Below are 12,731 nucleotides of genomic sequence, written 5' to 3' on the forward strand. Positions count from 1 at the left end.
AAGCACTCAACTGGCGTTGGTCGCACTGACGTTCTGGCTCGGCGAACGTACATCGTTAGTGGGACTAACACAACGGGTAGGGTCGGTGCCGTGACCAGAGCCGAAGCAGCCGACCTGCCCGATGACGGCGCCCTCCGGACGCCCGACAGGCTGCGCCGGCAGGCCGGCCGACTGCTGTCGCACCTGACCACCCGGTCGGACCGGCTGATCACCGAGGGCCTGGCCGAGGCCGATGCCCGCAAGTGGCACTACGCCGTGCTCGCCTCACTGCACGAGTACGGGCCGGCCAGCCAGGCGGAGCTGAGCAGACGCTCCGGCATCTACCGCAGCGACATGGTGGGCGTGCTGAACGAACTGGCAGAGCGTGACCTCGTCGAGCGGGCGCCGGATCCCGACGACCGGCGCCGCAACGTCATCACGATCTCCGCCCGGGGCCGCCGCCACCTGCGCCGCCTGGACCACGTCCTGGACGACCTCCACGACCGGCTCCTCGCACCGCTGAGCCGGGCCGAACGCGACCAGTTCGTGCAGCTGCTCACTCGCTTGCTGGACCACCACACCCGGGGCTCCTGAGCCGCCCCGACCCGCACGGCGGATGATCTCCCCGGCCGCTCGTCCCTCATACCCGTGTGTCAGGATGCTCGGCATGTCGGGTCGTGCCCTGAGCTTCGGAGGGGTCGCGGAAGCCTACGAGCGCTTCCGGCCCGGGTACCCCGTGGAGCTGTTCGAGATGGTGACGGCGTACGCGGGCCGCCCGGTTCGGACCGCCCTCGAGATCGGTGCCGGGACGGGGAAGGCAACCCGGCTGTTCGCCCGGCGGGGGATCGCGGTCACCGCGACCGAGCCCGACGGGTCCATGCTCGCCGAGCTGCGCAAGCACGTGCCGGCGAACGTCACCACGGTGCAGACCGCGTTCGAGGGCCTGCGGCCGGGGGAGCGCTACGGGCTGGTCTACGCGGCGGCAGCGCTGCACTGGACGAACCCGGAGGGCCGGTGGCCACGCGTCGCCGCGCTACTGGAGCCGGGTGGTGTGTTCGCCTCGTTCGGCGGGCCGTTCCGGCTGACCGACCCGGCCGTGCGGGAAGCCGTCCACGCGGCGAGGGCACCGTTCCTGGAGAGCGACGAGATTCCGTCCCCCGACGGGACCCCTCCCGGTCATGAGATGCAGTGGCCCGGGAGCGAGCTGCAACGGTCCGAGTGGTTCACCGATGTCCGACAGGCCGTGATCGAACGGCAGGTGACGATGACCGCCCGCGACTACGTCGGGCAACTGTCCACCGTCTCGGCCTATCTCGTTCTGCCGGCCTCGGTGCGAGATCAGGTGTTCAGCCGGATCCGGCAGGTCCTCCCGGACACGGTCGAGATGACCTCCGACATCACCGTCCACCTCGCGCGCCGGAGCCACGAGGCCTGAACGAGGCCACCACCGTCGGCCTGTACGCCCCCCATGGCCCGAGTCTCTCGCAAGACACCTGATACCCTGCGATCTTCGCCGGTCATCCGGTCGGAGTCCCCCTTGCAGGTCGCCATGTCCCGCCACCAACAGCAGCTCGCATCAGCGCTCGACGCCCTGGACCGCGCCTTCGCCTCGGAAGAACCCTTCCCCGTCAGCGGATGCACGTACTGCTACGGCGACGAGGGTCTGGCCGAACTCTCCGGACCGCTCGACCTGATAACCGACGACCTGCTGTGCGCCGTGGCAGCGGAAGTCCCCAGCCACTGGGACGACTTCCCCCGCCTCTACCGCCGCCTCGCCCCGCGCATCGTCCGCAGCGCCGTCACCGGCCGTCTCCATGTCGACGAGAACCTCATCGCCTCACGCCTGGTCGCAGCGGAATGGACCACCTGGGACGCGCCCTTGGCCGGCGCACTTCACGACGTCTGGGCCGTCTGGTGGCACGCCACCCTGCACAGCCGTCCCGGTCCCGTCTCCGTCAGGGATACCCTCAGCCTCATCACCGTCGCCACCGGAGCCCTGCGCCCCTGGCTGGACATCTGGACCGCCACCCGCACCGACGCCGCCGACGCGCAACTGGCCGATTTCATCGACGACGTGCTGGTCGAGTACGAGATCACCGAACTGCACATGGGCTTCTACGACGAGTACGACGCCTCCGCCGAGCTGCTGAGCTGGCTGCTGACCGAGGTGCGCGACCGCGCCGACGACGCCCGCCTCGACGAGCCGTACCTCGTCTCACACCACCGTCCGGGCGTGGCCGCGAGGCGGGAAATCGGCGAGGGCTGATAGGCGGCGCGGATCGGGGTACCTGCGTCGGCATGGCTACCGAAAACGATCACGCTGAATCCGTACGAGCCCTCCGGCAGCTGCGCCGGATGCGCACGTTCTACGCCGGGGGCGCCTTCCTGTGGGCCGTTTCGGCCGTGTCGGCGGGGTGGGACGACCCCGGCAGCAGGCAGATGTGGGTTTCGGTGGCGTTCCTGGTGGTCTTCGCCGCCCTGCTCGTCATGACGGCCATCTGGCTGAGGCGTCAGCAGGCCGACCACCCGGACGAGCCCGCGCATCACGCAGCTCCGCGCAGGCCGGCTTGGCGTCGCCACGCCAACGCCTAGGAGGGGTGGAAGTCGCCCGGGCGGTCGCGACGGAGTTCCTCGTACCGTTGGGCATAGGCGTCGAGTGCCTGATGGATCGTGCAGCCGAACGTCTCGCGGATCGTTGCGATCGCGGCGATGCTCCGGTGCGCCAGAATGTCGTGGTCCACGCTCGCGGGCAGTTGGTCCATGAGCGTGAGGCTACCGGGGGTCAGTGGAGGGTGGGGCGGTAGACCAGCTCCTGGATGTGTCCGTCGAGCGTCCGGTTCTCGACCAGCTCCAGATCGAAGTCCGTTGCGTCCTCGAAGATCCGGTCCAGCCCGGTCCGGCCGGTGATGACGGGGAAGAGTGTCACCTGCAAGCGGTCCACCAGTCCGGCCGCCATCAGCGCGCGGTTCAACGACAGACTGCCGTGGGAGCGCAACGGCACCTCGGACTCCTCCTTGAGCCGGGCGACGACCTCGACGGCGTCACCGCTGACGAGTGTCGCGTCGGGCCAGTCGAGGGGACCTTCCAACGTCCTCGACACCACCGTCGCCGGCAAACTCCGCATCCGCGTCACCCATGGGTCGCGCACGTCGGATTCCTCGGTGCTCGAAGCCAGCATCTGTGTGAAGGCCCGGTACGTACGCGCCCCGAAGACCATCCGCTGCTCCTCGCCGTAGAGGGCGAGGCGGTGGTCGAGCAGCTCGGGGCCCTGCTTGCCCCAGTAGCCGGTCCAGTCGGCGCCGGCGGCGCCGTAGCCGTCGAGGCTGGAGAAGACGTCGAAGGTGTAGGTGGCGGTCATGTGGCTCTCCTCGCGTGCGGTCGGTCGGGGGACGTACACAACGGGCGATCGTCTTCGGATGCGTTCCGGTGACCGTCGCACCCTTGGACCCGGCGCGCTTGCGAAACTCATCGCTCCGCCCGCCACACGTGGCCCCGGACCGCTCGAACGGCGGAGACAGACGGCCCTGATCACGGCATGATTCCCCCCGTGCATGGAGGCAGAGGACGAGGCGGTCGGTGGCGGTACGCCCTTACGGAGTCGGAGCACGGCCACGTCTGGGGAGTCTGTGCCGAGGTGGAGGGACTCTTCAGGGAGCCCGGGCGCGCGACCTACGAACTCTTCGACTGGGTGCCGGACGCTGCCGAGGTGCGCGGCTGGGTCGGATGCCGGGTGTGGCTGGTACCGCAGGACGAAGCGCTCGACCCATGGCTGCTGGAGGACGCGGCAAGCCTCGGACGGCAACGGCGAACGGATGCTCTCGTGCTGACGGGCCTGGACGACCACATGGGCCCACCGGAAGGGCACCGGGCTCCGGTCCGCCTGCACGACGGGTACCGATGGCTGGGCACGTGCCGGGAGTTCACGCGCGTCCTGCCGGACGAGCAGGCCGCTCCCTCGCTCGTCCTGCGGGGACTCTCGCCGGGTGACCGGCTGCGACAGGCACTGGCGACGGGCACCCGGCGCGCCCTGGACCTGGACCAGGCCTGGCTGGAGATCCGGGACGACAGCGGCGAGCCGCTCGCCGACCGGCTGCTGCGGCCCAAGGTCCGTTCGTGGCGCCCCTCCTCCCACGGGCCGGATCTCATCGACCTGGAACTCGACGAAGAACTCGACAGACCCGTCCCCGGATACGCCCGGCCCCTCTGGGATCGCTGGCTCGCCGGCCCGCCGGAAGCCCCCGGCGCCTGGGCCGGCCTGGACACCCGGGAGCGCGAGGCCTGGCTCGAACTCGTCCGCGACCGGGGCTGCCTGCTCAAGCACCAGGACCGGCCGGCCGGACAGTCGTACGAGCTGGACGGCCGCCACATCACCGACGAGCCGAGCCTCTACCTGGCACTCGGCGAGGCCTTCAACGGGCCGGGAGGCTACTTCGGCGCCTGCGTGGCCGCCCTCGCGGACTGCCTCCGGGGCGACTTCGGGTACACCGCCCCCGCCACCCTCCTCTGGCGGGACATCGCACCCGCACGCGAGCACCTCTCCCACGTCCTGACCGCAGAGGGTGAACCGTACGACCTGGTCGCCCTGGTCCTCGACGTCCTGGCCGAGGGCCGGGTGGGTGTCACCTTCGCGTGAACGTAAAAGTGAACCGGGGCAAGTGTCCCGTTCCTGACCACACGACACCTACGCCTCCGGAGGCACAGCGATGGTCACACCGGCTCGACGCGTAGCTCTTCTGGGGGGAGGCTTCTCGACGGACGAGGACGGGCTGCTGGACGACTGGCTGCTCGGCCACGTAGGCCGCCCACGCCCCAAGGTGTGTTTCGTCCCCACGGCCAGTGGTGACGCACCCGCATACATCGATCAGTTCTTGAGCGCGTTCGCGCCACGCAGGTGTGAGCCGTCCGTCCTGTCGCTGTTCCGGCGGGAGTTGAATGACGAGGCTCTACGGAGGTTCCTGCTCGACCAGGATGTCGTGTACGTGGGCGGCGGCAACACCGCGAACCTTCTGGCGGTGTGGCGTGCGCACGGGGTCGACCGGGTGCTGGGCGAGGCCTGCAACCGCGGGACGCTGCTGTGCGGCATCAGTGCCGGCGCCAACTGCTGGGCCAGCGGCTCGCACACGGACTCCTTCGGTCCGCTGACGTTCCTCCAGGACGGGCTGGGTCTCCTGCCGGGCTCGGTGTGCCCGCACTACGACAGCGAACCAGGGCGTCGCGCTTCCTACCGGGAAGCCGTGGCGACCGGCAGGTTGTCCGCCGGGTGGGCGATCGAGGACGGAGTGGGTGCCCTGTTCGCGGACGGACGTCTCGACGAAGCGGTCAGCCGGACTCCGGATGCCCGCCTGTACTGGGTGCAGGCAGACGGCGCGGATGAGGCCGTCGAGCGAGCGCTGCCATGCCGGCTGCTCGATGAGTGACGTGATGCTTGCTCGCGCGGGTACGCGGCGCTGTATGTCCGAGGTGATGCAAGCAGGTGGCTGGGGGTTGCTGGCGGGGAGTGCCCTGCTGCTGGGAGCGGTGTTCGGGTACGGGATGCGCGTGTCGCAGAAGGTCATCGCGCTGGTGATGGCCTTCGGCGCCGGTGTGCTGCTCTCGGCCGTTTCCTTCGAGCTGGTCGGCGAAGCGTATGAGCAAGGCGGGTTGGGCCCGGCGGTGGTGGGGACACTTTCCGGTGCGGCGGCCTACACGGCGGGCAATCTGTGGCTGGCCGGCCGGGGTGCCCGCCATCGCAAGCGATCGGGCCACCACACGGAGCAGACCCAGCCGTCCGAGGCGCAGAACAGCGGCTCGGGCCTGGCGCTGGCGCTGGGCGCGCTGCTGGACGGAGTACCCGAGTCGGCGGTGATCGGCGTCAGTCTGCTCGACGGTGGGGCGGTGAGCCTCGTGACCGTCGCGGCGGTGTTCATCAGCAACATCCCGGAGGGCCTGTCCAGTTCGGCAGGGATGAAGAAGTCCGGGCGCGGCAAGGCGTACGTCTTCGGTGTGTGGGGCGCCATCGCGGTCGCGAGCACCGTCTCCGCAGTCCTGGGATACGCCGTCCTCGGGGGCTTCTCACCCACCGTGATCGCGGGGGTGACGGCCGTGGCCGCCGGTGCGATCCTGGCCATGATCGCCGACACGATGATCCCCGAGGCGTTCCAGGAAGCCCACCTGGCGATCGGGCTGGTCACGGTCGGCGGCTTCCTGGTCTCCTTCGCGCTGTCCCATGCCTGACGGCACACCGTCCTCGCCGCAGGCGGGGGTTCGCCTCGATAGCCTGCACGGCATGACCAAGTCATCTGTGAGCGACACCGAGGTCGCGACAGCCGGGGCGTCGGCCGGCGCGGCGGTGGTGCGCGCCATGTACGGCCGGGAACTCAGCCGCATCGACAAGGGCGCCGGGGACTTCGCCACCGCCGCCGATGTGGAGGCCGAGAAGGCGATCCTCGCCGTCATCCGTGCCGCACGGCCCGATGACGCGGTGCTCGGCGAGGAAGGCGGGCAGCAGGGCACCGCCGGCGCCCGGCGCCAATGGCTGGTGGATCCCCTGTGCGGCACGTTGAACTACGCCGTCGGCACCATGCTGGTGGCCGTCAACGTGGCGCTGCGCGACGGGGCGGCGACGGTGGCCGACCCGTTCAGCGGCGAGGTCTTCTTCACCGACGGGGAGAGCGCCCGGGTCCGGCACGACGGGTCCGGCGACGCGCTGCTGACGCCCACGTCGGCCACCCGCCTGGTGGACGTCAACCTGGATCCGCCGTTCCCGAACGCTCCCGGATTCCGGGCTGTCGACCTGCTGGCCCACCCCGAGTTCGTCGCACGTTTCCGGCCGCGCGTCGTGTCCACCACGCTGGCCCTGGCCTGGGTCGCCGCCGGCAAGCGCGCCGCCTATGTCACCGATGGCGGCGGCTTCACCGGCAGCGTGCATTTCGCGGCGGGGATCGCTCTGTGCCGGGCGGCCGGCTGCGTCGTCACCGGGATCGACGGTGGTCCGCTGGAGGAGGCGGGCCGTGGGCTCGTGGTCGCTGCCGACAAGGAGGCCCACGCGCTGCTGATGTCGATGACGGGCGGCCGAGGCCGGTGATGTGACGGCATGGCTTCGCGGCGTGGCTGCCGGACCGGCCGAGTCCCGTCCCGTGCTCAGCAGAAGGCGAGCGGGATGTCCTTGTCCACGCAGTACGTCATGACGTCGATCAGCCGGCGGGTGTCATCGATGCGTCGTCGGAGAACAGGATCGTCGGCGGCGTGCGGCCGCTCCTCGATGATCGTTTCCAGGCGGGGCAGCATGGCCGCGCAGTGCGCGGGTGCGATGTCACCGTCGTCGTCCGGATGGTCGAGCAGCGGTGCCAGCGTGGTGGTCAGGCTGCTCCACGGCCGGTTTCCCCCGAAGCCGGCCATCTCCGGGAGGGCGAAGCCCTCGGTCTGGGCCAGCCACTCCCTGAACAGGCGGAACCCGTAGTAGGACCACGAGATGTCCGGGCTCGTCACTTCGTCGTCCGCAGGGCAGAGCATGAGCCCCATCCGGTCGGCCTCCTCGCGCGCCTGGCGCTCATGAACAGGTGTCGTTTCCACCCAGCCTATGCGGACGTGCCGGCGACTCCCTGCGCCGTGACGGGTGTTCCGTCGGTCCGGGCCTCCAGGGCGCGCAGGACGGCCGCCATGTCCTCGCCGCCGTGGCCCTGTTGGACGGTCTCGGTGTAGAGGGCGTGGCACACGTCCAGGAGCGGGGACGCCAGTTCTGCCTCGCGGGCGGCCTCGGCGATGAGGCGATTGTTCTTGAGGACGTCCGCTGCGGCTGCCTGGACCGAGAAGTCGCGCTCCAGCAGCTTCGAAGCCTTGACCCGGGAGACGGCACTGGCCATCGGGCCCGCGTCCAGCACATCCCGGAAGAGGCGCTGATCAAGCCCGTGCCGCTCGGCGAAGTGGAATGCCTCGGCAAGGCCCGTGACCACGGTGATCAGGAACAGGTTCACCGAGAACTTCAGTTGCAGCGCACCCGGGACGGCCCCGCACACGAACGTCTCCCGGCACACCGGACCGAGCAGGGGCCGCACGGTCGTCACGGCGTCGCCGTCACCCGCCAGCATCCCCACCAGTTCGCCCCGTTCGGCAGGGACACGGCTGCCGGAGACCGGGGCCTCGACGTAACGGCCGCCCGCGGCCTGGATGTCCTCCTGGAGGGTGCGGGAGTACTCGGCGGAGGTCGTGCCCATGTGGACGACGGTCCGACCGGCGACACGCTGAGCGAAGCCCGGGGTGCCGCGGCCCAGCACCGCGTCCACGGCGGGCTCGTCGGCCAGCATGAGGAAAACGGTGGCCGCCCGCCGGAAGACCTCGGCGCTGCTCGCCGCCACCTCGGCGCCGGCTGCCCGCACCGGTTCGCAACGCCCGGGGGTGCGGTTCCAGACGACGAGCCGCGTCCCGGCACGGGCGAGGTTCAGTGCCATGGGCTGCCCCATGACCCCCAGACCGATGAAACCGACGTACATGACGCACCGCCTCCTCCGGCTCGGGCCGGGGCCGAGCCGCCACCGCCGTCCTCGACTATGACCGTGGTCATAGTAGCCGTGGTTATGACGGCGGTCATAGAGTGGAGCCCGGGAAAGACGTGTGAGCGAGTTGACGGAGGTCGACGATGGCGACAGCCGAGCGGGGGCCGCGTGAGCGGATGATCTTCAGTGCCGCCCAGCTCATCCGGCGCGACGGAGTCGTCTCCACCGGCATGCGCGAAGTCGCCCTCGACGCCGCCGCGCCACGCGGTTCGCTCCAGCACTACTTTCCCGGCGGCAAGGCGCAGTTGGTCGACGAGGCGGTGGGCTGGGCAGGTGATTACGCGGCAGGCCGTGTCGCCCGTTTCCTGGCCGCGCTGCCCGAGCCGACGCCGAGCGGGCTGTTCGGCTCGATGGTGCGCCAGTGGACCGACGAGTACGAGGCTGCCGGCTTCGCGGGCGGCTGCCCGGTGGCCGCCGCCATGGTGGACTGCGCGGAGTCGGTCCCCTCCACGCGGAAGGCCGCATCGGCCGCGTTCGCCACCTGGACCGGCGCGGTCGCCCAGGCCCTGACCGAGATGGGCGTTCCCGGGGAACGGGCCGGGGCACTCGCCACGCTCATGATCAGCAGCCTGGAGGGGGCGATCCTGCTCGCCCGGGCCGAGCGTGACGTCCGGGCCCTGACGACCGTGGCCCGGGAACTCGGCCCCGTCCTCGATGCGGCCGTGCGCCCGCCGGGCGGCTGAGCGCGCGCCGGAGCTACCCCTCGTACTGTGTGAGGTCGATGCCGTACACCGTGAGGTCGTGGCCGTGGACCGGGTGCTGAGCGGCGCCTTCCGGCTCCATGCCGAGTTTGCCGAGCACGTTCGCCGAGGCACTGTCGTCCGTGCGGCACACGGCTACCACCCGGTCCAGGCCCCGGTCCTGAAGAGCGAACTCCAGGGTGGCGTGCGCCGCTTCCGACGCGTATCCCTGCCCCCAGAACACCCGCCCGAGCCGCCAGCTGATCGCCACCTGGCCGGCGATCTCGGCCGGAGCGTCGGCCACGGACAGACCGACGGCGCCCACCAGCTCGCCAGAGCCCAGGAGTTCGACGGCGAACATCCCGAACCCCTCCTCGTCCCACTCCTCCTCCCAGGTCTCGATGTCCTGGGCGGTCTGCTCCATGGAGCGAGGCACGCCGTCGCCGATGCGCTGCATCACCGCCGGGTCGGCGTGGATCTCGGAGAGGGGGACGAGGTCGTCGTCGAGCCATCGGCGCAGGACGAGGCGGGGTGTGCGGATGTCGGTCATGATCCCATCTTGCCGACGCGGCGGAGGGATCGCGAACCGCGGCGGCGCACTCCGGCGGTGAGCGGGGCCGGTGGAGCGTCACGCCACGATGCCGGACCTGGCCCAACACCGGCCGGTTTCGTCAACGTCGCCCAGGACGGCGGAGTTCACGCCTTCATCTGCGGGTGCCGCTGGTCGCAACTGCGGCTCGCGAAGCCCGTCCCGCGATGTCCGCCCGGCTCCGCACCGAGGGTCATGGACCGCCCGGGACCCGTTCCCGCGCGCCCGGCCGTACGATCAGGCCCGCCGCCGCGAGGAGCAGCACGGCCGCCGCGATGACGAGCAGCGCTCGCCCCGTGCCCAGCGGCACCAGCAGCAGCGTGCCGAGCACACCCCCGCTGAAGATCCCGCCCACGGTGGCCGTCCACCTGGTCCGGGCCAGCCGCTGCTTCGCCGTCATCCCGCGCAGCGCTGCCCGTGGGCGCCTCAGCACGTCGTTGAGGAGCTCGGCGATGGCGGTCTGGCTCAGCAGTGTCGGCATGCCCGGCACATGGACGCGCAGGGCGGTGGAGGCCCGTACTCCCATGGCCAGCGCGACGAGTGCGACGACCCCGCGGTCGTCCTGGGCGGGAACGGGCCCGGTGCCGTGTCTCGCCAGGGCCAGCAAACCGGCGCACACCAGCAGTACCGCCTCGCAGACGAGCCCGGCCGGGAACCACCGGCGTCCGCGGTCCGCGAGCCACTTCAGTACGACGCCCGCGACGGCCGCCCCGGCCACGAACGCGCCGATCGCGGTGGCGGGCCGCGCCACCGGGACATCGCCCTCCCCGGCGAGCGCGAACGACAGGAAGAGCACGTTGCCGGTCGCCAGCGCGCAGAAGACCTTCCCCATGGTCAGAAAGCTCACGGCGTCGACCGCACCCGCCAGCACGGTGAGCACGGTCATGACGGCCACCCGCCGGGCATCGGTCGCGAGGACCGGGGACGCATCGGACATGCGGCCAGTGTGAGCAGCGGCGACGGCCCGTCACCGGACCGCCGCCCGGACACGCGGCCAGTGGCTACGGGCGGGCTACCACGGCCGGCGTCCGGGCAGGCGGCCCGGCACGCGGTACCGGTCGCGAACCGCTGCACGTCTCATCACGGCCGGAGGCGGGCCGCCAAGCCCTCGAAGTAGCTGCGGTGGACGCCGACGAGGTCCACCTGCTCGGGGTCGAGCAGCCACAACAGGTGTGCCCCTTCGAGGAACGCGGCAGTCTCCGCCGCCAGGACCACCGGGTCGAGGCCGGGCCGGGCCGAGCCGTCGGCGACGGCGCGTGTGAACAGGTCGGACAGATGGGTCCGCAGCGCCCGGCCGCGGTCCCGGAACCAGGTGTGGAGCACGGAGCCGGGTTGCAGGTTCTCCGCGGTGAGGGTGGTGTGCAGCGCGGCCAACTGGCCTTCCGTGGCGGCCGTGTGCCCGGCGTCGCGGATGAACCAGTCGAACGCCTGGTCCAGGGTGGGTTCGGCCCCGGCCGGGACGGACAACCGCGCCAGGGCGCGCCGGTCGGCTTCCTCCAGGACGGCCCGCACGAGGCCGTCCTTGCTGCCGAAGTGGTGGATGAGGGCCGAGGGCGTCGCGCCGGCGCGCTCGGCGATCGCGGCGACTCCGGTGCCCCGCACCCCCTGACGTGCGAACAGGTCGATCGCGGCGTCGACCATGGCGCGTCGGCGCTCCACGCCTCGCTTCTGCACCTGCCCCTTGACTCCGGTCATGCGATCAGGTTGCCCGGACGGGGCCCGTGGCGTCCAACCCGGATGTGACGGGAAATCCGGTGCGCGTCGTGCCCGGAGCCATTATCTTGAATGACCATGCAGGAAAATGAAATCGAGAACGAGTACCTGACGGGCCGCGAGCAGATCGTCCGGGCGAACGGCGTGGAGCTGTGGGCAGAGGACTTCGGCGATCCCGGCCACCCGACGGTGCTGCTGGTGATGGGCGCCCAGGCACAGGGCGTCCAGTGGAACGACGGCATCGTCCGCCGGCTGGTCGACGGGGGCCGGCGGGTCATCCGGTACGACCACCGCGACACCGGCCGCTCCTCCACCGTCGACTTCACCACCCACCCCTACACCGTCGCCGACCTGGCCTCCGACGCGCTCGCCGTCCTGGACGCGTTCGGAGCAGCACGGGCCCACCTGGTGGGCGCATCCCTCGGTGGTCTCATCGCCCAACGGTTGGCCGTCACCGAGGCCCCCCGGGTCCTGACCCTGACGAGCCTGTCGTCGCAGCCGCTCGGTACGGACACCGCGGCGGTGGTGCAGCGCGCCCTGGAGGGTGCGTCCCCGATCCCCGGGGAACTGCCCCCGCCCCGTCCCGAACTGCTGGCCGCGCTCACCACGGCCTTCCCCCGGCCGGACGCGGATCCGGAGGAGTACCTAGCCGCCCGCATGCCGCTCTGGCGCGTCCTGCACGCAGGGGTGCTGCCGTTCGACGAGGGCGAGTACCGCGCGATGGAACGGCGGGTGTACCAGCGGGCGCGGGATCTCACGGCCGGGCTCAACCACACGCTCGCCGGGGCCGCCGGCTCGGATTCCACGGCAGGCCTCGCCTCGGTCACCGCACCGACGCTGGTGCTGCACGGCACGGAGGACCCGATGTTCCCGCCCGAGCACGCCGAGGCCACCGCCGCCGCCATCCCCGGCGCCCGTCTGATCATGATCGACGGCATGGGTCACACCCTGCCCAGCTGCCTGGACGACCGGCTGGCCGCTGAGATCCTGCGCCACACGTCACGAGCCCAGCCGTAAACCGCGTGCGGTGCGGGGCCCGCCGACCTTAGGGTCGGCGCGAAGCCAGTGATCCACGAGGAGCTGAGACATGGTCGGTTTCCCGAGCGCGCGTTGACGTCGTCGGCCGTGACCGGCCTGTCATCGCGTGCCGCCCTTGATGTCGCGGCACAGCGAGCCTTCCCCTGCCCGGACCGCCGACGCGCCCTCCTGCGCCCGGTGCCGGGTCTCGTTGTCGCTGCC

At 71.2% G+C, this 12,731-nt stretch carries 17 protein-coding genes; 10 read left to right on the forward strand and 7 right to left on the reverse strand.

The window, feature by feature from the left end:
* The first annotated feature begins 90 nt into the window (after window positions 1–90).
* The 4 genes from RFN52_RS38520 (at window position 91) to RFN52_RS38535 (ending at window position 2,571) form a co-directional block, all read left to right on the forward strand.
* Window positions 91–573, forward strand: a complete 483-nt coding sequence (locus tag RFN52_RS38520; RefSeq protein WP_184853538.1) for a MarR family winged helix-turn-helix transcriptional regulator — start codon at window positions 91–93, stop codon at window positions 571–573.
* Between the two features lie 73 nt (window positions 574–646).
* On the forward strand, window positions 647–1,414 hold the full coding sequence (locus RFN52_RS38525) for a class I SAM-dependent methyltransferase (RefSeq protein ID WP_184853539.1): 768 nt from the start codon (window positions 647–649) through the stop codon (window positions 1,412–1,414).
* Window positions 1,415–1,528: 114 nt separating this feature from the next.
* On the forward strand, window positions 1,529–2,245 hold the full coding sequence (locus RFN52_RS38530) for a hypothetical protein (protein ID WP_184853540.1): 717 nt from the start codon (window positions 1,529–1,531) through the stop codon (window positions 2,243–2,245).
* Between the two features lie 32 nt (window positions 2,246–2,277).
* A complete protein-coding gene (locus RFN52_RS38535; RefSeq protein ID WP_184853541.1) occupies window positions 2,278–2,571 on the forward strand; it encodes a hypothetical protein in 294 nt (97 codons plus the stop codon).
* On the opposite strand, the gene RFN52_RS38540 is transcribed toward RFN52_RS38535, so the two are convergent.
* On the reverse strand, window positions 2,568–2,741 hold the full coding sequence (locus tag RFN52_RS38540; RefSeq protein ID WP_184853542.1) for a hypothetical protein: 174 nt from the start codon (window positions 2,739–2,741) through the stop codon (window positions 2,568–2,570). The two genes, RFN52_RS38535 and RFN52_RS38540, sit on opposite strands and share 4 nt — an antisense overlap.
* A 20-nt stretch (window positions 2,742–2,761) precedes the next feature.
* Window positions 2,762–3,337 carry a dihydrofolate reductase family protein gene (locus tag RFN52_RS38545; RefSeq protein ID WP_184853543.1) on the reverse strand — a complete coding sequence of 192 codons (576 nt, stop codon included), beginning with the start codon at window positions 3,335–3,337 and terminating at the stop codon, window positions 2,762–2,764.
* A 177-nt stretch (window positions 3,338–3,514) separates the two neighbouring features.
* Between RFN52_RS38545 and RFN52_RS38550 the strand changes: the two genes are divergently transcribed.
* The 4 genes from RFN52_RS38550 to RFN52_RS38565 all read left to right on the forward strand — a co-directional run bounded on the left by RFN52_RS38550 (window position 3,515) and on the right by RFN52_RS38565 (window position 7,042).
* On the forward strand, window positions 3,515–4,612 hold the full coding sequence (locus tag RFN52_RS38550) for a barstar family protein (protein WP_184853544.1): 1,098 nt from the start codon (window positions 3,515–3,517) through the stop codon (window positions 4,610–4,612).
* Window positions 4,613–4,682: 70 nt separating this feature from the next.
* Window positions 4,683–5,396 carry a Type 1 glutamine amidotransferase-like domain-containing protein gene (locus tag RFN52_RS38555; protein ID WP_184853545.1) on the forward strand — a complete coding sequence of 238 codons (714 nt, stop codon included), beginning with the start codon at window positions 4,683–4,685 and terminating at the stop codon, window positions 5,394–5,396.
* A 34-nt stretch (window positions 5,397–5,430) separates the two neighbouring features.
* The gene (locus RFN52_RS38560) at window positions 5,431–6,192 is read left to right on the forward strand and encodes a ZIP family metal transporter (protein ID WP_184853546.1); all 762 of its coding nucleotides are present in this window, start codon (window positions 5,431–5,433) and stop codon (window positions 6,190–6,192) included.
* Between the two features lie 52 nt (window positions 6,193–6,244).
* Window positions 6,245–7,042: an inositol monophosphatase family protein gene (locus tag RFN52_RS38565; RefSeq protein ID WP_184853547.1), complete on the forward strand. Its 798-nt coding sequence runs from the start codon at window positions 6,245–6,247 to the stop codon at window positions 7,040–7,042.
* Window positions 7,043–7,098: 56 nt separating this feature from the next.
* On the opposite strand, the gene RFN52_RS38570 is transcribed toward RFN52_RS38565, so the two are convergent.
* Both RFN52_RS38570 and RFN52_RS38575 read right to left on the reverse strand, forming a co-directional pair.
* The gene (locus tag RFN52_RS38570) at window positions 7,099–7,530 is read right to left on the reverse strand and encodes a hypothetical protein (RefSeq protein WP_308432028.1); all 432 of its coding nucleotides are present in this window, start codon (window positions 7,528–7,530) and stop codon (window positions 7,099–7,101) included.
* Between the two features lie 5 nt (window positions 7,531–7,535).
* A complete protein-coding gene (locus RFN52_RS38575; RefSeq protein WP_184853548.1) occupies window positions 7,536–8,447 on the reverse strand; it encodes an NAD(P)-dependent oxidoreductase in 912 nt (303 codons plus the stop codon).
* Between the two features lie 146 nt (window positions 8,448–8,593).
* On the opposite strand from RFN52_RS38575, the gene RFN52_RS38580 reads away from it, so the two are divergent.
* Window positions 8,594–9,193 (forward strand): TetR/AcrR family transcriptional regulator, encoded by a 600-nt coding sequence (locus tag RFN52_RS38580; protein ID WP_184853549.1) that lies wholly within the window; start codon window positions 8,594–8,596, stop codon window positions 9,191–9,193.
* 13 nt (window positions 9,194–9,206) lie between these two features.
* Here the strand turns inward: RFN52_RS38580 and RFN52_RS38585 are convergent, their stop codons facing one another.
* The 3 genes from RFN52_RS38585 to RFN52_RS38595 all read right to left on the reverse strand — a co-directional run bounded on the left by RFN52_RS38585 (window position 9,207) and on the right by RFN52_RS38595 (window position 11,474).
* Entirely contained in the window at window positions 9,207–9,740 is a 534-nt protein-coding gene (locus RFN52_RS38585; protein WP_184853550.1) for a GNAT family N-acetyltransferase, read from the reverse strand.
* Between the two features lie 232 nt (window positions 9,741–9,972).
* Window positions 9,973–10,716 carry a YoaK family protein gene (locus tag RFN52_RS38590; protein ID WP_184853551.1) on the reverse strand — a complete coding sequence of 248 codons (744 nt, stop codon included), beginning with the start codon at window positions 10,714–10,716 and terminating at the stop codon, window positions 9,973–9,975.
* 143 nt (window positions 10,717–10,859) lie between these two features.
* Window positions 10,860–11,474: a TetR/AcrR family transcriptional regulator gene (locus RFN52_RS38595; protein WP_184853552.1), complete on the reverse strand. Its 615-nt coding sequence runs from the start codon at window positions 11,472–11,474 to the stop codon at window positions 10,860–10,862.
* A gap of 96 nt (window positions 11,475–11,570) precedes the next feature.
* On the opposite strand from RFN52_RS38595, the gene RFN52_RS38600 reads away from it, so the two are divergent.
* The gene (locus RFN52_RS38600; RefSeq protein ID WP_184853553.1) at window positions 11,571–12,509 is read left to right on the forward strand and encodes an alpha/beta fold hydrolase; all 939 of its coding nucleotides are present in this window, start codon (window positions 11,571–11,573) and stop codon (window positions 12,507–12,509) included.
* The last annotated feature ends 222 nt before the right edge of the window (window positions 12,510–12,731 follow it).

This window comes from Streptomyces collinus, assembly GCF_031348265.1.
In the GTDB taxonomy this organism is placed as follows: domain Bacteria; phylum Actinomycetota; class Actinomycetes; order Streptomycetales; family Streptomycetaceae; genus Streptomyces; species Streptomyces collinus.

Bases quoted from the DNA above. Each gene is read 5' to 3' on its own strand.
- RFN52_RS38555 (WP_184853545.1), top strand. From the start codon at position 4,683: ATGGTCACACCGGCTCGACGCGTAGCTCTTCTGGGGGGAGGCTTCTCG.
- RFN52_RS38535 (WP_184853541.1), top strand. From the start codon at position 2,278: ATGGCTACCGAAAACGATCACGCTGAATCCGTACGAGCCCTCCGGCAG.
- RFN52_RS38585 (WP_184853550.1), bottom strand. From the start codon at position 9,740: ATGACCGACATCCGCACACCCCGCCTCGTCCTGCGCCGATGGCTCGAC.
- RFN52_RS38580 (WP_184853549.1), top strand. From the start codon at position 8,594: ATGGCGACAGCCGAGCGGGGGCCGCGTGAGCGGATGATCTTCAGTGCC.
- RFN52_RS38600 (WP_184853553.1), top strand. From the start codon at position 11,571: ATGCAGGAAAATGAAATCGAGAACGAGTACCTGACGGGCCGCGAGCAG.
- RFN52_RS38550 (WP_184853544.1), top strand. From the start codon at position 3,515: ATGATTCCCCCCGTGCATGGAGGCAGAGGACGAGGCGGTCGGTGGCGG.
- RFN52_RS38560 (WP_184853546.1), top strand. From the start codon at position 5,431: ATGTCCGAGGTGATGCAAGCAGGTGGCTGGGGGTTGCTGGCGGGGAGT.
- RFN52_RS38565 (WP_184853547.1), top strand. From the start codon at position 6,245: ATGACCAAGTCATCTGTGAGCGACACCGAGGTCGCGACAGCCGGGGCG.
- RFN52_RS38545 (WP_184853543.1), bottom strand. From the start codon at position 3,337: ATGACCGCCACCTACACCTTCGACGTCTTCTCCAGCCTCGACGGCTAC.
- RFN52_RS38530 (WP_184853540.1), top strand. From the start codon at position 1,529: ATGTCCCGCCACCAACAGCAGCTCGCATCAGCGCTCGACGCCCTGGAC.
- RFN52_RS38575 (WP_184853548.1), bottom strand. From the start codon at position 8,447: ATGTACGTCGGTTTCATCGGTCTGGGGGTCATGGGGCAGCCCATGGCA.
- RFN52_RS38525 (WP_184853539.1), top strand. From the start codon at position 647: ATGTCGGGTCGTGCCCTGAGCTTCGGAGGGGTCGCGGAAGCCTACGAG.
- RFN52_RS38590 (WP_184853551.1), bottom strand. From the start codon at position 10,716: ATGTCCGATGCGTCCCCGGTCCTCGCGACCGATGCCCGGCGGGTGGCC.
- RFN52_RS38595 (WP_184853552.1), bottom strand. From the start codon at position 11,474: ATGACCGGAGTCAAGGGGCAGGTGCAGAAGCGAGGCGTGGAGCGCCGA.
- RFN52_RS38540 (WP_184853542.1), bottom strand. From the start codon at position 2,741: ATGGACCAACTGCCCGCGAGCGTGGACCACGACATTCTGGCGCACCGG.